Raw genomic sequence first — 20590 nt, 5'->3', positions numbered from 1 at the left:
GCGTCCCTTGCATCCCCGCGCGATCTGCGGCAGGGTCCGCGGCTCACGACCATGAAGAAACTTCTGCTCATCCTCGGTATTCCCGCCGTCTTTTTTGGCATCCTGCTCCTGATGGCCATCGGCACCTACAACGGCCTCATCACCAAGGAACAGGCCGTCGACGGCGCCTGGGCTCAGGTTGAAAACGTCTACCAACGCCGCGCCGATCTCGTGCCCAACCTCGTCGCCACCGTGTCGGGCGCCGCCGACTTTGAGAAGTCCACCCTCACCGAAGTCACCAACGCCCGCGCCTCCGTCGGGCGCGCGCAGTTGCCCGCCACCGGCGCCCCGACGGACGCCGCCGCCTTCGCCCAGTTTGAGCAGGCCCAGGCCCAGCTCGGCTCCGCCCTCTCCCGCCTGCTCGTGACGGTCGAGCGCTACCCACAGCTCACCGCCACCGCCAACTTCCGCGACCTGCAGGCCCAGCTTGAAGGCACCGAAAACCGCATTTCCGTCGAACGCGGCAACTTCAACCGCGCGGTGCAGACCTACAACACCGCCATCAAACGCTTCCCCGCCGTCATGCTCGCCGGCCTTTTTGGCCACGAAGCCAAACCCTACTTCTCCGCCGACCCCGCCGCCCGCGAAGCCCCCAAGGTCGACTTCGGCGGCTGAACCCAACGAATTTTTCTACCACGGATGAACACAGATTAACACGGATTCCATGCCCGTGCCTGCGTCCACCATCTGTGTTTATCCGTGTCCATCCGTGGTTAAAAACAAGTCCCTGCCTCTCCGCCTACTCCTGCTCCTCACCGCCATCGGTGGTTTCGCCACCGTCGTCGTGGCGGAGACCATTCCGCCGGCGCCGCGCGCTTACTTCAACGACACGACGGGCACGATCTCGGCCGGCGTCGCGCGCCAGCTCGACCAGAAGCTCGAGGCCTACGAGCGCGAGTCGTCCAACCAGCTGCTGGTCGCGATCTATAACCGGATGGATTCGAAATCCTCGGTCTTCGACTACACCCGGCGCGTTGCCCAGAGCTGGAAGGTCGGTCAGGGCGACCGCAACAACGGCGCGGTGCTCTTCATCTTTCTGCAGGACCGGCAAATGTATCTCCAGGTCGGATACGGCCTCGAAGGCGCCCTGCCCGACGCCCTCGCCAAACGCATCATCGCCGATGAGATCGCGCCACGCTTCCGGCAGGGCGACTACGACGGTGGTCTGACCGCCGCGGTCGACGCCATGATCGCCGCCACCAAAGGCGAATACGTCGGCACCGGCCGCACCGTGGGCTCACATCGCCGCGACGCCCGCCAGCAGCGCGGCATCGGCGTGGGCGGGTTCATCTTTGTCCTCATCCTGGTCGGCCTGCGCATGGCGTCCATGCGTCGCCGGGTCGTCTACGGCCGCCGCGGCATCCACCGCGACTCGGGCTGGTGGATCGGGGGCGGCGGCGGTGGCTTCGGTGGAGGCGGCGGTTTTGGCGGGGGAGGTGGATTCTCCGGCGGCGGCGGTAGTTTCGGCGGCGGCGGAGCAGGAGGAAGCTGGTAACATGAGTGAACTGAACGTTTTTGAAGAACAGCTCGACCACGGGCGCATCGAGGCCGCCATCGCGGCCGCCGAGAAGTGCACGTCGGGCGAAATCCGCGTCGTGCTCAAAGCCGGCGAGGTCGACGATCCCACTGCCGCGGCGGCGAAGGAGTTCGCCAAACTCGGGATGCACCAAACCGCGGAGCGTAACGCCGTGCTCTTTTTCGTCGCCCCCGAGGCCCGCAAATTTGCGGTCTTCGGTGACGAGGGCATTCACCAAAAATGCCCGCCACATTTCTGGACCGAGGTTGCCCAGGCCATGCAAAGCCACTTCCGCGCCGGCGATCCGACCACCGCGCTCGTCGAGGGCATCAGCCGCGCCGGCAAGCTGCTCGGCCAGGAGTTCCCCCACCAATCCGACGATGTGAACGAGCTGTCCAACCAGGTCGTCTCGCGTCCGTCGGACGATCCCCCGCAGACCTGAGCAGAGCTGGGCTGCTCCCCCCGCCGATCGCGTTTTGCCCCTCGACCGCCCACCTCCACCTCGCCGTTTCACCGTCGCCCGCTTGGCGATCGGGTTCGCGATGATGGTGGTGCTCTTGCTCGCCGGATTCTTCTTTCACCGCGCTTTCCGCGGCGCCGAGGCCGCCGACTGGCCGACGACCTCCGCGACCATCCTCAGCGCCACCGTCGAACAGCGCGAATCAGAGCGCTACAACTCGGATACGCATGCCCGGACCACGGTGATCATGCACGAGGCCAAACTGCGCTACGGCTACGACGTGGGCGGTCAGGCCTACGAAAACGACCGCATCAACTTTGGGTATAGCGGCGATTCCGACCCGCGTTACGCCCACGACTACATCGCGGCCCATCCGGTCGGCTCGACCATGATCGTGTCCTACAACCCGGTGGATCCGTCCGACAGTCTGCTCGCGCCGGGCTTCGACTGGAACCAATTCTGCCTGGGCATCACGCTCCTCTTACCCGCCGGCCTGCTGGCGCGCCGCTTCTTCAAGGCTCCGGTTTAGCCTGCGTTGAGGAAACCCGGGAGGTCGGCGCTCGAAACGCCGCCGGCAGGGTGGCCCCCGTCAGGGTCGAGGCCCACGGCAGAGCGCAGCCCGGCAACATGATCGGCCGCTCTCCGCGGGCGGCTTTTGATTGTGCCCAAACCGGCGGAACGGAAGGATGGCTGCCGCTGTCGTTGCACGCTCGCCCCCCCGTGCCCGAGGGTCCTCTTCGTCCCATGTTTCGCCTGCTTCCATTCCACCATCGTATCGCGCTGAGCCTTTGCTTGGGCGGCGCGCTGCTGGCCGCGCCCCTGGCGGCCAAGGACAAGGATGACGGTCGGCCGCCCGTCCCGCTGGCCGAGCGCAATCATATCGAGGTCGGCGGCCAGTGGTATCCTGTCTTCGAATACCCGCAGGAGGTGGAACCCGACCACGACCCGAAACCCCGCCTGCCACGCAAGGCGAAGAAGGAAGGCCGCGGGGGCCTCGTCCTGCTCGGCGTGCTGGTCAATCGCGAGGGCCTGGTCGCCGATGTCGCCATCGCCATGACCAACACCGAAGCCGACATTCAGGAAGCCGCCGTCAGCACCATCAGCCGCTGGATTTTTCCGATTAAGCACGACGATGACGGCAACCCGATCGACTACGCGGTCATGATCCCCGTGCGCTTCGACGCCACCCCGTTCTTCGGACCGAAATAATCGCCCACGCCTTCGCGACCGCCCGTCAACCTGACTGATTTCTGCACTGCGGACTTGTTTTCAAACATTTGTTTGAACACTTTCCGCGTCATGCCGACCTCGGCCACGCTCGAAACCCTGCCCACCGACCGCCGTGAACAGCGCGGCTGCCGCACGCGTCAGGCCTTGGTTGAAGCCGGGCTCGAACTTTTTGGTGAATACGGCCTCAAGGGCACCACCACCCGCATGCTCTGCGAGGCCTCCGGCGCCAACGTGGCCGCAATCAACTACCATTTCGGTCACAAGGACGGCCTCTACCTCGCCGTGATCGACTACATCGTCGGTCGCCTGCAGGCGGCCGTCCGGCCCACCGCCGAAGCGCTGGTCGCCGAAGTCACCGCCACAAAATTCAACCCCGCCGTAGCCCGGAGCGCTTTCCTGCGTCTCATCGACACAATGGCCGACACCATGGTGCAGTCCGACGAGATCCGCCTCTGGTCCCGCATCATCGTGCGGGAGCAGTCCCGGCCAACCCCGGCCTTCGATCACATCTACGACAACTGCTTCGACCGGGTGCAGTCCAAGCTCCTCCTGTTGCTGGGCGCCGCCACCGGCGTCGATCCCGCCAGCAACGAAGCCCGTATCCGCGTCCATGCCTTGTTCGGGCAGATGCTCGGTTTCGCCGTCAGCCGCGAGAGCTTGCTGCGCAGCCTCGGCACCAAGGCCCTCACCGCCGACCACGTCGCCCTCATCCGCCAGGTCCTCCAGGCCCACGCCGACGCCTGCCTCAACCTCCCGCCTTTCTCCGCCGCTTCCCGCTCATGAGTTCCCGCCTTCTTCAACTTGGCGCCAGCGTGGTGACCGTTTCGCTTCTCGCCGGCTGCGCCGTCGGCCCGACGCCCGCCCGCCCCGAACTGTCGGCCCCGCCGCCCGAGCAGTTCGTCAACGCCCCCGCTGAGCCCGCGCTCGCCGCCCCCGGCATGACCCGCTGGTGGACGCAGATCGATGACCCGGCTTTCGCCGCGATGGTCGATACCCTGCTCGCCGCCAACCTGTCCCTGCAGGAAGCCACCGAGCGCGTCACCCAAGCCGAGGAGCGCCTGAACATCACCACCGGCGGCAATCTCCCCGCCGCCTCGCTCAGCGCCGACGCTCGCCGCGCGTTCACCACCACCGCCAACGGCGACCGCGTTTACAACGAAGCCTACGGCGCCGACCTCAACGTCTCCTGGACCCTCGACCTGTTCGGCTCCCGCCGGCGCGGCATCGAGGCCAGCACCGCGAGCTACCTGTCCGCTGCCGCCGAACAGGAAGCCCTCTCCCACACCCTCATCGCCGAGCTCCTCAACCGTCGCGTCGCCATCGCGGTCAACCAGCGCCTCCTCGAGCTCGCCCACGACAACGCCGCCAACCGCCAGCTCATCGCCGACCTCGTGCAACGTCGCTACGAGCTCGGCACCAACGGCGCCACCGCCGCCGACGTCTACCTCGCCCGCGACAACCTCGCCAGCGTCCAGGCCGACGTCCCGCTCTACCAACGCCAGCTCACCGACGAACTCTACCGCCTCGATGTGCTGCTCGGTCGCACGCCCGGCACCACCTCGATCGCGGCCCAAAGCTTTCCGTTGCTGGCGCCGCCCGCCGCCCCCGCGCCGGCCGTGCCGGCCGCCTTGCTTGACCGTCGCCCCGATCTCCGCGCCGCCGAGCTCCGCGCCCGCGCAGCCACTGCCCAGGTCGGCGTGGCCGTGGCCGATCTTTATCCGAAACTCACCCTCGGCGGTGCGCTCGGCGTCGGCGGCACCGACTTCGACCAACTCTTCTCCACCGACCAGCTCGCCGGTTCCGTCCTCGCCAGCCTCACCCAGCGCCTCTTTGCCGGCGGCGCCCTTCAGGCCAACCTCCGCCTGCAGGAAGCCGCCGCCCGCGAACTCGCCGCCCGCTACGCCAACACCGTGCTCGGTGCCCTGCGCGAGGTCGAAAGCGCCCTGCAGACCGACCGCGAGCTCGCCCGCCAGCTCGACGCCCAGACCCGCTCGCTCGAAGCCCTGCGCGCCGCCGAACGCCTCACCGAGGAACGCTACCGCAACGGCATCGTGACCCTGCGTTCCTTCCTCGACACCCAGCAGCGCCGCTACCTCACGGAGCAAGGCTGGCTGCGCACCCAACAGGCCCGCTGGAACGCCCGCATCGCCCTCTACCTCGCCCTCGGCGGCACCTGGCTCGAGGCCGAATCCTGAGAGCCAACGCGCCGATTCCACGCCTTTTTTGACCACAGATTACACAGATAAACACAGATGCCTGCCCACGCTGTAGCCGGGGTCGTCCCCGCCCGTCGTAGCCTTGGCGAAGATGGGTGACCCCGGTCCCCAGAACCCAGCCACCAGCCCACCAGCCCACCAGCCCACCAGCACCCAGCTCCCACTTTCCCATGCCCTCCTCCAAACGCACCGGCCTCATCCAACTCGTTGCCGTCATCGTCTTCGTCGTGGTCGCCTTCATGATCAACCGTCTCATGCAGACGCGCTACGAACCCGCCGGCCGCAATGGCGGCGGCGCGCGTGCCCTGTTTGTGGATACGATCACGGTCGACCCCGCGCCCTACCAGCTCGTCTTCACCACCACCGGCACCGTCAGCGCCCGCACTGAGATCAACCTCGTGCCGCAGGTGAGCGGCCGGGTGCAGGCGGTTCATCCAGCCTTCTACGAGGGCGGCGCGTTCACCGCTGGCACCACGCTCTTTGAGATCGACCCGCGCGACTACGAGCTCACCGCTCAGAGCCGCGCCGCCGAGGTCGCCCGCGCCCGCACCGCGCTGCAGCTCGCCCAAGCCGAGGCCGAGGCCTCCGTCGCCGAATGGGCTCAGCTCAACCCCGGTCAGGCCGCGCCCGATCTCGTCGCCCGGCGGCCGCAGCTCGCCGAGGCCGAGGCCAACCTGCAGGCCGCCGAGGCCGCGCTCGGCACCGCCCAGCTCGCCCTCGAACGCGCGCGCTACACCCTGCCCTTCGCCGGTCGAGTGCTCACCAGTCGCATCGCGCCCGGTCAGTTTGTGCAGGCCGGCCAGAGCTACGGCAGCGCCTTTGACCTCGCCTCGCTCGAGGTCGTCTCCTCGCTCGAGGGCCGCCGCCTCGAGTGGTTGCTCGGCACCGCCAACGCCACCATCGAAATCACCGCCAACCACCTCGGCGAAAGCCGCACCTACGCCGGCACCCTGCGCCGCAGCGCCGCCCAACTCGACCCCAACACCCGCTTCGCCACCGTGCGTTTCGGCTTCAACGACGACCCCGGCAACCTCGTGCCGGGCGTCTTCACCCGCGTGACCATTCACGGCCCGCGACTCGACGCCATCAGTCAGGTCCCGGCCAGCGCCCTGCAGCAGAACGGCGTCATCTGGCTCGTCGCATCCGACGACACCCTGCAGGCCCACCAGCCCGACATCCTTTACGCCGACGGTGACACGCTCGCGCTGCGCAACCTGCCCGCCGGTGCGGTCGTTGTGACCAACCGTCTCGCCGGCGCCGCGGAGGGCGCCGCCGTCAGCCGCAGCGATGCGGCTCCGCAACCCGCCTCCGCCAACGCCACCTCCGCCCCCTCGCTCTGATGGCCTCGCCCGACCCGCATCCCGAACCCCGGCCCACCGGGCTCATCGCGTGGTTCAATGACAACCACGTCGCGGCCAACATCCTGATGGCGTTCCTCGTCATCGGCGGACTCGTGAGCACGCTCAACATGCGCACCGAGACCTTCCCGTCGATCGACCCGCGCGTCATCACGGTCACCGTGCCCTACCCGGGCGCCACGCCCTACGAGGTGGCCGACTCCATCACCAGCCGCATCGAGGAAGCCGTGCAGGGCATCGAGGGCGTCAAACGCGTCACCGCCACCGCCTCCGAGGGTCGCGGCGTGGTGAGCATCGAGCTCAAGGATTTCGCCGACGCCGACGACGTTTACAACGAGGTCGACACCGCCGTGAGCGGCCTCACCGCCTTCCCGCCGGCCGACGCCGAACGGCCCATCGTGGTCAAGGCCCGCCCCACGCCCAACGTGCTCACCCTCGCCATCTACGGCGACGCCCCGGAGAAGACCCTGCGCTTCTGGGCCGACACCATCGAGGACGAGCTCAAGCAACTCCCCGGCGTCGCCCTCACCGCCCTGCGCGGCATCCGCGACTACCAGATCTCCATCGAGGTATCCGAAGAAAAACTACGCGACTACGGCCTGAGCCTCGCTGCCGTCTCCGAGGCCGTCTCGGCCTTTTCCGCCGACATTCCCGCCGGCACCGTCGAGTCCGCCCAGGGCGACATCCTCCTGCGCGTGCAGGAAAAGCGCTATACCGGCCCCGAGTTTGAATCCATTGCCATCCGCTCGCTGCCCGACGGTTCGGTGCTGCGCCTCGGCGACATCGCCACGGTGATCGACGGCCTCGAGGACTCCAACCTCACCAGCAAATTCAACGGCCAACGCGCCGCCTTCATCGATGTGAAACGCAGCGAGACGGAGGACACCCTCGCCGTCGCCACCGCGGTGAAGGCCTACCTCGAGACGCTTTCGCTGCCGGCCGGGGTGAACCTGAGTCTGCAGCAGGACGACACCACCGTGTTGAAGGACCGCATCAGCCTCATGGTGCGCAACGGCCTGCTCGGTTTCGTGTTGGTCTTCCTCATCCTCACCCTGTTCCTCGACCTCAAACTCGCAGTCTGGACCAGCGCCGCTATCCCTATCTCGTTTCTCGGCGGCCTCATGCTGCTCCACGCGTTTGGCGTCAGCATCAACATGGTTTCGCTCTTCGCGCTCATCGTGGTGCTCGGCATCGTGGTCGACGACGGCATCGTGACCGGCGAAAGTATCTTTGAGGCGCAGGAGGAGTTTAAGGGCGAAAAATACGCCGTGCTGCGCGGGGTGCGCGCCATCATCGCCCCGGTCAGTGTCGGTGTGCTCACCACCATGGCCGCCTTTGCCCCACTGCTCTTCAGCACCGGCACCCTCGGCCAGATCATCCAGGTCGTGCCCGCGGTGGTCATCGTCATCCTCTTCATTTCCCTGCTGGAAGCCTACTTCATCCTGCCGTCACATTTGTCCAACCCCACGCGTTGGAGCCGTGGCATCATGGCCCGCATGCGCGACGGCGTGACCACCCTGTTGGGCAAATTCGTCAACGGCCGCGTGGTGCCCTTTGCCGACTTCGCCATCCGGCACCGCTACGCCACCTTCGCGGCGTTTGTGGCCATCGCCATCGTCACCATCGGCATGGTGCGCGGCGGTTTGGTGCGCTTCATTTTCTTCCCCCAGATCGAGGGCGACCGCATCAGCATCAGCCTCACCATGCCGCAAGGCACGCCGTTCGCGGTCACCGAAGGCACGATTCAAACCATCGAGGACGCCGTCTACGCCGTGCGCAACGAGATCGAAACCGAGGCTGGCCACGCCGCTTTTGAAAGCGTCTCCGTAAGCATTGGTTCGATCGCCGCGCAGAGCGGAGGCCCCGGCGGCGGTGGTGGTGGCGGCTCGGGCGCGCACCTCGGCCAGGTCAACATCCAGCTCCTGCCGTCGGACTACCGTTCCTACACCTCCTCCCAAATCGAGGCCAAGATCCGCGAGCGTGTGCGCAACCTGCCCGGCATCGAATCGCTCGAGTTCCAAAGTTCCCTCATCGGCGGCGGCGCCGACATTGAGATCGAACTCAGCCACCCGCTTGAGGAACGCCTCAACGAGGCCGCCGACCGCCTGAAGACCGCGCTCGAGGAAATCGACGGCACCCTCAACGTCGCCAACAGCTACCAACGCGGCAAAACCGAATACCTCTTCCACCTCACCCCCGAAGGCCTCGCCGTCGGCCTCACGCCGGCCGATCTCGGTCGCCAGTTGCGGACTGCCTTCTTCGGCCAGGAAGTGCAACGCATCCAACGCGGCAGCTCCGAGGTGATCGTCTATGTGCGCTACCCCAAGGCCGACCGCGAAAGCCTCGGCACCCTGCGCGACACCCGCATCCGCCTGCGCGACGGCCGCGAGGTGCCGCTCAACACCGTGGCCACCATTGAGGAACAGGTGGGTTATTCGCAGATCAACACCGTCAACGGTCGCCGCATCGTGAGTGTCACCGCCGATGTCGACGCCGCCGTCACCACGCCCAACGACGTGATTGCCTTTCTCAACGCCAACACCCTGCCCGAGCTCAAGGCGCGCTACACCAGCCTCAACGCCAGTTTCGAAGGCGAGACCCGCGACCAGGCGCAGGACCTGCAAAGCCTCGCCCGCAACATGATGATCGCGCTCATGTTGATCTACATCATCCTCGGCGCGCAGCTCCGCAGTTACCTGCAGCCCTTCGTGATCATGTCAGCGATTCCCTTCGGCGTGATCGGTGCGATCCTCGGCCACTTCCTGCTCGGTTACGACCTCACCTTCATCTCGCTCTTCGGCATCGTCGCCCTCACCGGTGTGGTGGTGAACGACTCGGTGGTCCTGCTCGACTACATGAACGTCTGTCGCGCCCGCGGCCAAAGCCCGACCGAGGCCGCGTTGGCCGGCATCTCCCGCCGCTTCCGTCCCATCCTGCTCACGAGCTTGTCCACCTGCCTCGGTCTCTTGCCCATGATGCTGGAAACCAGCGTGCAGGCGCGCTTCCTCATTCCCATGGTCGTCTCCCTCGCCACCGGCATCATCTTCGCGACGCCCATCATCCTCATCCTCGTGCCCTCCCTCATCATGGTGCTCGAAGACGTCAAAGCCCTCGGCCGCAAACTCCTGCCGGGGCGGAACTGATTTGTAGCCGGGGTTGCCGCCGGACCCGTTGCTGTTGTAAAGAACTGATATGAACCCGGCCCGGCCTCGCTGGATACTCCTTCTTCACGTCGCGTTCGCCGCGACCCTGATTGGTCAGGAACCCGAGCATCGGTATCCAAACTGTGATGACGACTACGCCAACGCCATGGCGGCAGACAATCTTTCTGATTCAGACAAGCAACTTGCGACCTTTGCCTACCGGACTTGCGGAAAAAAGATCCTGCACAAACTTGAAACGTTTTCGATCGCTGACGGAGTCGACGACTTTGAGGCGTGGTATATCGCGACCATCTACCGGGTCCGCGAATACGGCGGCTGCGGCATGTGCTTCCTGCCTACCCGAGCCGGGGACGACTGGCGGATCGAGTTTGGGCATGGCGCGCACGGCTCGCCTGGCCCCACTATTCTTGTCAATGCGACCACCGGTGCCGCGCGCTGCGCCGGCCACGCCGATTTCACCGATCCAATGGCGGTCATCCGCCAAGAACTCGAACTGCTCACGGTTGAATTCAGCAAACCTCCACTCTCGCTCGAACAACGCCGCCAAATGCTTCAAGCAGAAGCTGCCAAGCGTGATGCAGAGATAGCGCAAGAGCTCGAAAGGCGACGCAGCAACGCCGCCACTCGGCCAAATTGACCGGAAACACCAAGCCATTTGCAGGGATTGGTCGCAGCTAACTGATAGGGCTCGACCTCGTGGCCGCGGGACGTCGAGCCACCCGCGGCCATCACACACCTACGCCGGCTGCGCCACCCAGCCGTAGATCGCCACCCAGTGGCACACACTGCCGCCGAGCACCCACAGGTGCCACACGGCGTGGTGGTAGGCGAGGCGGCGCCAAAGGTAGAACACCGTGCCCAGCGTGTAGCAGGCCCCGCCGGCGATCAGCCAAGTCAGGCCGCCGCTGGGCAAGGCTGCGACCAAGGGTTTGAGCGCCAGCACCACCAACCAGCCCATCACCAGATAGACCAAGGTGGACGCGACCTTGAACCGGCCCGCGAACCAGAACTTCAGCACCACACCCGCGACCGCCAGGCCCCAGATCACGCCAAACAAACTCCACCCCCACGGCCCGCGCAGCGTCACCAACAGGAACGGTGTGTAGGTGCCCGCGATGAGCAGGAAGATCGCCGCGTGGTCGAACTTGCGCAGTCGCCGCCGCAAAGCCTCGCCGCGCAGCGCATGATACAAGGTCGAAGCCGTGTAGAGCAGAATGAGAGTCGTGCCAAAGATCGCGGTGCTCACCACCCGCCATGCATCGCCGGCACCGGACGCTTCCAACAACAACAAAACCAGCCCCGCCACGCTCAGCGGCACCCCCACCCCATGGGTGAGACTGTTGGCCCAGGTTTCGCCAGCGGTTTCCTCGGACGTCATGTCCGCGATCCCAGACCAAACGCGCTCCAACCGCGATCCGAATTCCCCACAACCCCGGTAACTCGGCTCTGCAGCTCGGCAATGCCGCGGCAAGCCACCCTGCTCACAGCGCCCAGCGCGATCAAAGACTCGTCGGCAGGATGCGCCGCGAGCGGTCAACCAGTCGCGACCGCGCCTGCGCTTCGGCTTCGGCCTCCAGCAACATCACCTGCGCCTGAGTCTGCCGGCCCGGCGCCAACAGGACCCACTCGACGAACAGGAGGTTGGGCACCCAGCAGGCCCACGCCAGCACCGGATAAAAGTTCTCGAACGCCTCGCCGATCGCCACGAACGCGCCCAGGTGCACGCGCAGCGTCACCGCCGCAAAGGTGAGCGCAAAGCAACGCAGCGCCCAACGCTCGTGCGTGACCCAATCCCGACGCCACGCCGCCGCCAAAGCGAAGCCGGCGGTGGCCAGCCAGATCATCGACAAGGACCCAAAACCGGTCACCGCGACCAGCCCGCCGAACGCGATCGCCGCCGTGAGCAGGCCTGCCAGGCCGCTCACCCCCACCGCCAGAAAATAGAGGTAGCCGAGGGAGCGATGCAGCCGCGGCCACCGCCGACGCAGCTCCGGAAAAAACTGGAGCGGCCCGAGCACCAACGCCAGCGCCCCGAAGCCAATGTGCAAGAGGATCCGCACCGGATTCGCGGCGTAGGCCATGCGCATCTCCGGATGCACATTGGTCCCCGGTTCAAAGAAAAAGTAAGCGACGAGTCCGTAGAGCGAGAAGCCCACGGAGCACACCAGCACAGCCCAGCGGCCAACAGGGTTTAACATGAGTCGAGGTAGGGAGGGAAAGCACCTGCAAGCTATCCCCGGAACCGCCCCACCCCCAGCTCACCCTAGGTCAAACATCTTGCACAACCAGCCCAGCACCCCGCCAAGCCAACCTCCCCCCTTACGAATCACGACTCCCCCAATGTTCGTAATACGAACATTGGCCGAAATCACCACGCACGAACCCGGCCGACGCTCGCGGCTTGCCGCTTAAACTTGTTCGGAATACGAACAATCCATGCCGCTGCCCCTTCACCCGAGAACGGCTGCAATGTTGGGCTTGGCCGAGGGCCTTGAGATTCTCGCCCGCGAGATCGCCCGGCGCGCCCGCCAACACCAGCAAGCCAACCGCCCCAAGTTGAGCCGTGGTTCAACCCTCCGCCCGGGAGACGACACACCTCTCTGGAACGCCCTCGTCGCCCTGACCAAACCTCACCTCAGCCACCGTGGCGCTCGGGCGGTCCTCGCCCGCGAACTCGACCTGCACCGCGCACGCATGGGCGAGTTTTTCGATGATCAATCGGCCATGCCCGACGCCGAACGCGCGCTGCGCCTGCTCATTTGGCTCGCTGATCGTATGCCCGCCCCAAACCCCCAACGCGACTGAGCCCAATGTTCGTAATACGAACATTGGGCGGGAGAGGATTCATTTAGGGCGTTGGGGAGGGACGTGGGTTTTTGTCCATCGGTCCGGCCACATCGCCGAGCGCGTAGGTCGCTTGAAGCTGCACGGGGGCCGACATCGGCTGCACGTCGGTCGCCGGGGTCGCGAAGCTCGCATACCCCACCGCGGCGAGCAACGCGCCGGTGAGGAAGGCGCCGCTCAACACCAACCAGCGCATCCAGCGTGGCTCACCTGTAGCTTCTTTGTCCGATTCGGGGGGCACGACAGATCCTGCGGAAAATTTGACGCGAAAGGGTCATCCCGCGGAAGACCGACGCCACGCCCAGCGCGGCGCCGGCTTCCCGGTGAGGACTAGGAGCAAAGGGGAGACGCGCGCACGGCGTGGCGACGGCGGCGATGCACCGCGAGGCCCAGCGCCCCAGCGCCGAGCAGGGCCGCGTAGGTCGAGGGCTCGGGCACGGCACTGAGCACCGACGCGCTGGTCACGAAGCCGCTGGCGGCGGCGACGTCCAGTCCATCGAAACCCTCGACGTGCTCGATGTCCCAACTGAACGTCGCCGCGAAGTGATTGCCGTAGTCGGTCTGTGAATTGCCAATATCCTGCCGCGTCCCGCTCACGAGGTTGGCCAGGCTGTAGTCGTAATCGACCGGGTTGAAATCACCGAGCATCATGCCGAGCTCGAGCGTTTCCCCGACCACGGCGTTGAGCGTGATATCGAAGCTGTAGAGATCGGCCTCATTGCCCTGCCCGTTCACGTAGGTGACGGTGTTGTCGAACTGCGTGACCCCGTTGATCACCGCCTTCTCGATGAACTCATACACCGTCACCTCATATTCCAGGCGGAACAGCTCGTCACTGTCGTAGGATCCAAACGCGCCCACCACCGGGTCGCGCTGCTGCACCGTAAAGTTCAGCCAGTTGCTCGCGGTTTGAAACTTTTCGCCGTCAGTGCGGGCGGTGACATCGAACGAAAGCGAGAGGTTAAGCTGCACGTTGTCGCCGTTGCTGAACCCGCTGTCGCCGGCGTTGATCGTGAAGGTGTCGAACACACCGAAGAAGTAGCGCGTGTCGAGCGTCACCCCACTGCCCTGCCAGCCACTGTAGTCGCTCGTGCTCGAGACGGAGAAGCGGCCAGCTTCGGGATTCAGATCCCACGTCGTTTGGTTCGTCGCCTCCGCCGTGTTGCCGTTGAACGTCGTGGAACGACTCAGGTCATGCACGCCCACCTGGCGCCCGGTCGAATCGACCGAGAACGGCGTGCCGTCGCCGGTGCCGGGCTGGGTCAATAGAATCTGAGTGGCGGTCTGCGCGGCGAGGTCAGGCGCGAGCGCCAACATCGCGGCGAGCGCAGTCGCCGCCAGACGGAAAGGTCGAGGAGTCATGGCAAGACGGGGAGTGAGGGTGCGGGTTGAAGAACGACCACACTCTATCGCCAAACGCCTGCACGGGGTATCGTCCGCCGGGATGAGAACGCGCTCAGCCCTCGGGTTGAGCCCGGCGCCGCCGGCCCACCTCACACCGCCAGGCCGGCGCTGAGGGCATAGCGGGCCAGCGCGACGCTGTCGTGCAGGTCGAGCTTGCGCATGACACTTTGGCGATGGGTCTTCACGGTGCTTTCCGAAAGCCCAAAACGCGCGGCGGTCTGGCGCACGCTCAGACCCTCGCCCGCCGCCGCCAGCACTTCGCGCTCGCGCACCGTGAGTTGCTCGAGACCGGGCGCAGTCGCCGGCTGCTCCATCAACAATTTCAGGGCGCCGACCGAATAATACTGCCGCCCTTCGCGAACTTCGCGCACCGCCGCCAGCAGCATGTCGAAGGGTTCACTTTTGGTCACGTAACCCGCGAGTCCGAGGTCAAGGGCCTTGCGCAAATGGGCCGCCTCCGGTTGACCGGTCACCACGATCCAACGCGGCGCGGGTGCGCGCTCCGCCGGCCAGCCCTCCACCAAATCCCAGGTGATCACGGCGGCGGAACCTTGCCCCAGGCGCAGATCGAGCAACACGAGTTCCGGATGCTCGCGGGCGAACAGTTCTCGCGCCGCGTCGATCGTTTCCGCCGACCCCACCCACTCCACGTCGGGCTCGCGCTGCAGGGCCCGCTCCATGAGCGAGCGCAACATCGCGTCGTCTTCGACGATGGCAACCCGCATGCGGTCGAGTGAGGCGGTATCGGACTCAGGCACGACAGTGATCTACGCGGCCGCGACCGGAACCGACACTTCAAAAATCGCCCCGCCCCCGGGCGCGTCTTCGACCGTGATGGCGCCGCCGGCGTGCGCATCGACGATGCGCTTGCACAGGTGCAGGCCGAGCCCGGTCGAGGTCTCGCCTCCGGTCGGCTGCGCCGACAGTCGGGCGTAGGCGCCAAAGAGGCGTTCGCGGTCTTCGGGCGACAGGCCGGGTCCCTGATCGGCCACCCGCACGTAGGCCCGGCCCTCGCGCACGCCCGTCGTCACGGTCACGCGGCTGTCGCGCGGAGTGTATTTAATCGCATTGGACACAAAGTTGTCGATGACCTCGCGCATCCGCCACGGATCCACCCGCACCGGTCCGGGCTCCGGCGCCAAAAGTTCGAGGGTGACGCCCTTGGCGCGGGCGGCGGGCTGGTTGAGCGCGACAACCTCGGTCGCGAGTTGTCCCAGATCACTGGATACAGGGTGCACCGTCACCTCGGTCTGCTCGCGGCGCTCGGCATCGAGCCACGCGTCGAGTTCCTCGCGCATGTGGCGCGCGGCGCCGCGGATCTCGCCCACCCCCGCCACCGGCGAATCGAGCAAGCCGCCCTCGATCTCACCGCACACGGCGTCGATGGCATAGAGCGGACTGCGCAAATCGTGCGCGGCGAAGCTGAGGAACTTGCTCTTCTGGTCGTAGAGTTTCTTGAGCTCGGTGTGCGCCTCCCGCAAGCCCGCCACCGCGTGCTCGATCTCCTCGCGCTGGCGGGCGAGACGATGGGCGGCCCGCCGATTCACCCGCACCAAACCCGCCAGAATAAGCGCTGCCACCACGGCGCTGATCGCCAGCACCAGTGCGGTGCGGCTCCGCGCTTGTTCAATCTCCTGCGCCTGTTCGGCGGCCTCGCGGGCGGCGGCTTCGCGCGTGAGTTCGAGTTCACGCTCCACGGCGGCCCGTTCGAGCTGCTCGATCGCACGCTCCTTTTGGGCGGTTTCAAAGCGCGTCTGCAGATCGAGCAAGGCCTCCTCGCGCGCAGCCGCACTGCGCTGCGCCTGAACCTCCATCAACGACCGCAGATCCGCCATCGCCCCGGCAAACTCGCCGCGGGCCTCGCGCACCTGGGCGCGCAGGCGGTAGGCGGTCTCTGTGCGTTCCGCATCGCCCAACTCGGCGGCGGCGGCAACGGCCTGGTCGGCCCATTCGCCCGCGCGATCCAGTTCGTCCATCTCCAGAAACGTGAGCGCGAGGTTATGCTTCAGGATGGCGACGCCGTATTTGTAGCCGGCGCCCTCGTCGTAGCCCAGCGCTTCACGGTAGGCGGCGAGCGCGGCATCGAAGCGACGCTCCACCCGTTCGAGGTTGCCCAGGTTGGTGAGCACCCCGGCCAGCCCACCCTCGTCGCCCGATTCGCGGAAGATGGCGAGCGCCTCCTCGAGCGCAGCCCGGCCCTCGTCCCCGCGCTCGAGCAGCCGCAGGTTGACGCCAAGTCCCATCAGGCCGTCCGCGAGGTAGCCCGGGTTCTCCATGCCGCGGCGAATCGCGACGCTCTGTTCGTAGTAGGGCTGAGCGGCGGTGAAGTCCTCCAGCTCGGCATAGTAATTGCCGATCGACTGGGCGACGGCGGCCCGACCTTGGGATTCGCCGAGGGCTTCAAAAATGTCGTGTGCTTTCACAAGCGCGGCAAGGCGCTCGGTCTGGCGTCCCGACATGCCCAGCACGCCCGCGTAGGAATTGAGGGTGGCGGCGACCTCGCGCCGATTGCCGGCGTTTTCATGCACCGCCAAGGCCCGCTCGTAGTGAGCGAGTGCGGTCGGATAGTCGCCGAGCATCTGCTGCGAAACGGCCGCCCAATACCACAGCGACCCGCGCAGTTTCGGTTCGTGGTCGCCCTCGCCCAAAGCCTCCAGGCCGGCCATCGCCGCCCCCGCCATGGCCTTAAGCTCATCGGCCTGGTAGTGCGCCCGCACCGCCTCAAGTTGCTCCGCCGCCACCACCGCATCGGCCCGCGCCCAGGTCCCGCCCGGGCCACCCAGAGCCAAACCGACTAGCAACAATGTCACCGGACCACGCATCGCCCGCCAGCCAATCGCCCCCTCACGCGAACACAACGCCCTTCCTTCAGCGACGCGCCAAGCTTGCGCCCAACCGACCGACGTTTTTGAACCACCTCCATCGCCATGTCCGCACCACGTTCTCCTTACGACCATGCCCGCCACTTGATCGATGCCGCGCATGCGGCGGATCCGCAGGTGGAGGCGGATGGGCGGCCGGCGGAGCTGGTATACGCGGATCGTATGGAGGCGTGGGGCGACCGACTCGATCCGGAGCTTTCGCCACTCGCGCGGCTGGCGCTGCGTTGCCAGCACCTCGAGCGCTTCCTCACGCCGCGCAGCACTTTTCCCGAGGGTCGCGCCGGCTACTACCAGTGGCGCACCAGCCTCTACACCAAACAAGGCGCTCGCGCCCAGCAGTTGTTGCTCGAGGCCGGCGTCGACGCGGCCGAGGCGGATGCGGTGCGCTCGTGGGTGGCCAAGGAAAACCTGCGTAGCGACGCGACCGCGCAACTGCTCGAGGACGCCGCCATCCTTGTCTTTTTGGAAAACCACATCGCCGACTTCGCCGCGCAGCACGCCGACTACACGCGCGAAAAGTGGATCCGCATTCTCCAAAAGTCCTGGGCCAAGCTCAGCGAGCGTGGCCGCGCCGCCGCGCTCACGCTCGATTTCCCGCCGGCGATTGGCGAGCTCGTGCAGGCCGCCGTCGCCGGGGACAGCTAGGGCCCCTCGGCTTTCCCAGACACACCCTAGAGCGACGCCGGATCCTCGCCGGCGTCGGCCTCTTCCGCCGCGACCCCGCCCGCATCAGGATGGGCGGCGAGCCACTCACGCGCGCGATTCGCCCACGCGTGGTCGGGGCCGTGCACCTCCTCGACCAAGGCCAGAAACCGGCGATAGCTGGCGATCGCCTCCTCCAAGCGCCCCAGCTGCTCCAGGGTCTGTCCGATGGTTTCGAAGTTGCCGATCGTGAGCGGATGTTTCGCGCCCTGCACCTTGGTCTGCAACTCGAGCCGCTCGCGCCACAGCGCCAGAGCCTCGTCCAACCGGCCAGTGGAGGTGTAAGCCCGTGCCACCAGGCCCATGACCGCCAAGGTCTGCGGGTGCTCGGGGCCGAGCGTTTGTTGCAAACCCGCCCACGCTTCCTCCACGCGCGGCAGGCCTTCGTCGATCCGTCCCTGTTTCACCAGCGAAGAGCCCAAACCCGACAGGCTGATGTAGGTGTAGGGGTGTGCGGCGCCGAACACATCGACCATACCCTGCTGCATCTCTTCGCGCAGGGTCAGGGAGTCGGCATTGCGCCCCACACTGTCGTAGTTAGCCGCAAGGTTGTTCATCACCGTGAGTGTCGTTTGGTGGGCCAGCCCAAGTTCAGTGCGCAGCGTCACGAGCAAGTCCTCCAGCAACGCAATGGCCTGATCGTGTTGCTGCGCCTGACCGTAGCCCGCCGCCAGGTTGATCTGCGTCTGCTGGGTATAGAGATGCTCCGGGCCGAGCACCCGGCGAGCGATTTCATAACCCTCGCGCTGCAGGGCCAGCGACTGCTCAAAGTGGCCCAGGGCGCGCTCGGTGGCCGCCAGATCATTGATGGCGATGAAGGTGTCGGGGTGGTCCGGCCCCAGCGTCTCCCGCCGGAAGGCCAGCACCTCGCGCATGCCGGTCGCCGCCTCTTCGTATTTGCCGGCCGAATACAACACATTGCCCAGCACCTTGAGGGTGTCGATTCGCCGACGCGGGGCCTCGCCGGTCTGCGCGTCGCGGCGGGCCAGGGCTTCGCGCATGAGCTGCTCCGCCTCCTCGGCACGGCCCTGCTGGTTGCGCAGGTCGGCCAACAGGCCGATGGCCTCGATCAACGCGTTTTCATCGTCTCCGCGCTGGCGTCTCGCCGCCAGGACCGTCGCGGCGAGGTCGGCGGCATCCTCCATCCGACCGGCGTCCAACAGACACACCGCCAGCGAGAAGGCGACCCGCAGGGTTTGAGGTGCCGACGCACCGCGCAGGTCGATCTGCAACGCGTGGGCCCGCTGCAATTGCGCGACGCCCGACTCGGCCAAACCGATACCCTTGAAGGCCTCGCCAATCACCTGCCGCACCTCCGCCTCGACCAGCGGATCGTTGGCAAAGCGCTCCCCCACGGCCGCCGCCGCCCGCTCCAACGCGGTGCGCACCTTGAGGTCGGGATCGGGCTCTGCGTCGGTGAAAGCTTCGGCCTGCGTGAAGCTGTTGGCTTGGCTGAGCAGGTCGTCCTGCAGGAAGTCGGCCACGGCGCGCGCCACGCGTTCGGCGCGATTGGCCCGCACCGCCTGCCAGGTGCTCACCACCGTGCCCGCCACCAGCGCCAGCACCACCGCCGTGCCCGCCGCGAAAGCGAGCCGATTGCGCCGCACGAGCTTGGCGAACCGGTAGCCCGCGCCGGCGGGCCGCGCCTCGATCGGCTCGTTGGCCAGATGCCGCGCAATGTCCTTGGCCAGACCGGTGGCGGTGGCGTAACGGCGCGTGCGGTCTTTTTCCAAGCAACGCATCACGATCCAATCGAGGTCGCCGGCAATGCGATGGATGAGCTTCGGCGGGTCGACCAAACGGCGCGACGCCGTGGTGCGCAACAGGTCGGGCGACAGCGTTTGCAGACGGTTCGAAGGGCGCGGCGGATCGACCTCGCGGATCTGTTGCCACATCGCCTCAAGCCCGGCCGCCACGAGCGCCTTGGGCTCAAAGGGCGGCGCGCCCGCCAACAGTTCGTAGAGCAGCACGCCGAGGCTGTAGACGTCGGTGCGGGTGTCGATGTCGCCGCCAACCAGTTGTGACTGTTCCGGACTCATGTAGGCCGGGGTGCCCAAAAACTGCCCCAGCTGCGTGACGAGCGTCGCGTCGGTCAGGCGCTGCTCGGTGGCCTTGGCGATGCCGAAATCGATCACCTTGAGCGTGGGCACACCGTCGGCTGGCGCCACCAGGACGTTGGATGGTTTCACGTCACGGTGAATGATGCCCTTCTGGTGCGCGTGTTGAATCGCTTCGCAAACACGGGTGAAGAGGCGCAGGCGATCGGTCACCCCAAGTTGATGCTCGTCACAATACGTCGTGATCGGCACGCCATCGACGAACTCCATCACGAAAAAGGGGCGGCCGTTGTCGGTGGTGCCGGCATCAAACACCCGCGCGATGTCGGGATGGTCCATCATCGCCAGGGCCTGCCGCTCGGCTTCGAAACGTCGAATCACCTCCGCCGAGTTCATGCCCAGTTTGATGATCTTGAGCGCCACGGTGCGTCGCACCGGCTCGGTTTGTTCGGCCAGCCACACCACGCCACAACCGCCTTCGCCAATGCGGCGGATCAGCGTGTAGCGGTCCAACACTTCGCCGGGTTGCTCTTCTGCCGCCGACCGGTCGACCGGCGACTGATCGATGATGCCCGCCGTGCCTTCGCTCACCGCGATCAGGCGCTCGACGCGTTGGCGCAAGGCGGTGTCGTCACCACAGGCCTGCGCCAGGTAGGCGGCGCGTTCGGACGCCGGCAGGTCCAGCGCTTTGAGGAAAATGTCATCTTCACCAAGCATA

Annotated in this window: 19 protein-coding genes; 12 read left to right on the top strand and 7 right to left on the bottom strand. The window is 66.4% G+C overall.

What is annotated here, in order from left to right:
- The first annotated feature begins 51 nt into the window (after window positions 1–51).
- From AC0MRV_RS20350 to AC0MRV_RS20305, 10 genes are all read left to right on the top strand, one after another.
- Window positions 52–654: a LemA family protein gene (locus AC0MRV_RS20350; protein WP_472766359.1), complete on the top strand. Its 603-nt coding sequence runs from the start codon at window positions 52–54 to the stop codon at window positions 652–654.
- Window positions 655–748: 94 nt separating this feature from the next.
- Window positions 749–1534, top strand: a complete 786-nt coding sequence (locus AC0MRV_RS20345; RefSeq protein ID WP_472766358.1) for a TPM domain-containing protein — start codon at window positions 749–751, stop codon at window positions 1532–1534.
- Between the two features lies 1 nt (window position 1535).
- The gene (locus AC0MRV_RS20340) at window positions 1536–1997 is read left to right on the top strand and encodes a TPM domain-containing protein (RefSeq protein WP_472766357.1); all 462 of its coding nucleotides are present in this window, start codon (window positions 1536–1538) and stop codon (window positions 1995–1997) included.
- 34 nt (window positions 1998–2031) lie between these two features.
- Window positions 2032–2544: a DUF3592 domain-containing protein gene (locus tag AC0MRV_RS20335; protein ID WP_472766356.1), complete on the top strand. Its 513-nt coding sequence runs from the start codon at window positions 2032–2034 to the stop codon at window positions 2542–2544.
- A 215-nt stretch (window positions 2545–2759) separates the two neighbouring features.
- Entirely contained in the window at window positions 2760–3224 is a 465-nt protein-coding gene (locus tag AC0MRV_RS20330; RefSeq protein WP_472766355.1) for a TonB family protein, read from the top strand.
- Between the two features lie 90 nt (window positions 3225–3314).
- The gene (locus tag AC0MRV_RS20325) at window positions 3315–4028 is read left to right on the top strand and encodes a CerR family C-terminal domain-containing protein (RefSeq protein WP_472766354.1); all 714 of its coding nucleotides are present in this window, start codon (window positions 3315–3317) and stop codon (window positions 4026–4028) included.
- Entirely contained in the window at window positions 4025–5440 is a 1416-nt protein-coding gene (locus AC0MRV_RS20320; RefSeq protein ID WP_472766353.1) for an efflux transporter outer membrane subunit, read from the top strand. The genes AC0MRV_RS20325 and AC0MRV_RS20320 overlap by 4 nt, the downstream gene beginning before the upstream one ends.
- 191 nt (window positions 5441–5631) lie before the next feature.
- The gene (locus AC0MRV_RS20315; RefSeq protein ID WP_472766352.1) at window positions 5632–6801 is read left to right on the top strand and encodes an efflux RND transporter periplasmic adaptor subunit; all 1170 of its coding nucleotides are present in this window, start codon (window positions 5632–5634) and stop codon (window positions 6799–6801) included.
- The gene (locus AC0MRV_RS20310; RefSeq protein ID WP_472766351.1) at window positions 6801–9962 is read left to right on the top strand and encodes an efflux RND transporter permease subunit; all 3162 of its coding nucleotides are present in this window, start codon (window positions 6801–6803) and stop codon (window positions 9960–9962) included. The genes AC0MRV_RS20315 and AC0MRV_RS20310 overlap by 1 nt, the downstream gene beginning before the upstream one ends.
- Before the next feature lie 49 nt (window positions 9963–10011).
- A complete protein-coding gene (locus AC0MRV_RS20305; protein ID WP_472766350.1) occupies window positions 10012–10620 on the top strand; it encodes a hypothetical protein in 609 nt (202 codons plus the stop codon).
- A 99-nt stretch (window positions 10621–10719) separates the two neighbouring features.
- Here AC0MRV_RS20305 and trhA read toward each other — a convergent pair whose 3' ends face one another.
- Together trhA and AC0MRV_RS20295 are read right to left on the bottom strand one after the other, a co-directional pair.
- Window positions 10720–11361 carry a PAQR family membrane homeostasis protein TrhA gene (gene trhA, locus AC0MRV_RS20300; protein ID WP_472766349.1) on the bottom strand — a complete coding sequence of 214 codons (642 nt, stop codon included), beginning with the start codon at window positions 11359–11361 and terminating at the stop codon, window positions 10720–10722.
- 121 nt (window positions 11362–11482) lie between these two features.
- On the bottom strand, window positions 11483–12181 hold the full coding sequence (locus AC0MRV_RS20295) for a DUF2306 domain-containing protein (protein WP_472766348.1): 699 nt from the start codon (window positions 12179–12181) through the stop codon (window positions 11483–11485).
- A gap of 238 nt (window positions 12182–12419) precedes the next feature.
- Here AC0MRV_RS20295 and AC0MRV_RS20290 point away from each other — a divergent pair, with 238 nt between their 5' ends.
- On the top strand, window positions 12420–12788 hold the full coding sequence (locus AC0MRV_RS20290) for a hypothetical protein (RefSeq protein WP_472766347.1): 369 nt from the start codon (window positions 12420–12422) through the stop codon (window positions 12786–12788).
- Between the two features lie 43 nt (window positions 12789–12831).
- On the opposite strand, the gene AC0MRV_RS20285 is transcribed toward AC0MRV_RS20290, so the two are convergent.
- The 4 genes from AC0MRV_RS20285 to AC0MRV_RS20270 all read right to left on the bottom strand — a co-directional run bounded on the left by AC0MRV_RS20285 (window position 12832) and on the right by AC0MRV_RS20270 (window position 17041).
- Window positions 12832–13068, bottom strand: coding sequence for a hypothetical protein (locus AC0MRV_RS20285; RefSeq protein ID WP_472766346.1), 237 nt, complete (start codon window positions 13066–13068; stop codon window positions 12832–12834).
- An 89-nt stretch (window positions 13069–13157) separates the two neighbouring features.
- Window positions 13158–14189 carry a PEP-CTERM sorting domain-containing protein gene (locus AC0MRV_RS20280; protein WP_472766345.1) on the bottom strand — a complete coding sequence of 344 codons (1032 nt, stop codon included), beginning with the start codon at window positions 14187–14189 and terminating at the stop codon, window positions 13158–13160.
- Window positions 14190–14320: 131 nt separating this feature from the next.
- Window positions 14321–14989: a response regulator transcription factor gene (locus AC0MRV_RS20275; protein WP_472766344.1), complete on the bottom strand. Its 669-nt coding sequence runs from the start codon at window positions 14987–14989 to the stop codon at window positions 14321–14323.
- 9 nt (window positions 14990–14998) lie between these two features.
- The gene (locus tag AC0MRV_RS20270; RefSeq protein ID WP_472766343.1) at window positions 14999–17041 is read right to left on the bottom strand and encodes a sensor histidine kinase; all 2043 of its coding nucleotides are present in this window, start codon (window positions 17039–17041) and stop codon (window positions 14999–15001) included.
- Between the two features lie 117 nt (window positions 17042–17158).
- Here AC0MRV_RS20270 and AC0MRV_RS20265 point away from each other — a divergent pair, with 117 nt between their 5' ends.
- Complete coding sequence (locus AC0MRV_RS20265; protein ID WP_472766342.1) at window positions 17159–17758, top strand: DUF4202 domain-containing protein; 600 nt, start codon at window positions 17159–17161, stop codon at window positions 17756–17758.
- Window positions 17759–17784: 26 nt separating this feature from the next.
- On the opposite strand, the gene AC0MRV_RS20260 is transcribed toward AC0MRV_RS20265, so the two are convergent.
- Window positions 17785–20589, bottom strand: coding sequence for a tetratricopeptide repeat protein (locus AC0MRV_RS20260; protein WP_472766341.1), 2805 nt, complete (start codon window positions 20587–20589; stop codon window positions 17785–17787).
- Window position 20590: the final 1 nt, after the last annotated feature.

The organism is Actomonas spartinae, assembly GCF_051209155.1.
Lineage (GTDB): Bacteria > Verrucomicrobiota > Verrucomicrobiia > Opitutales > Opitutaceae > Actomonas.
The sequence above is the reverse complement of the archived record's forward strand: the minus strand, read 5'-3'. Positions and strand labels throughout refer to the sequence as shown.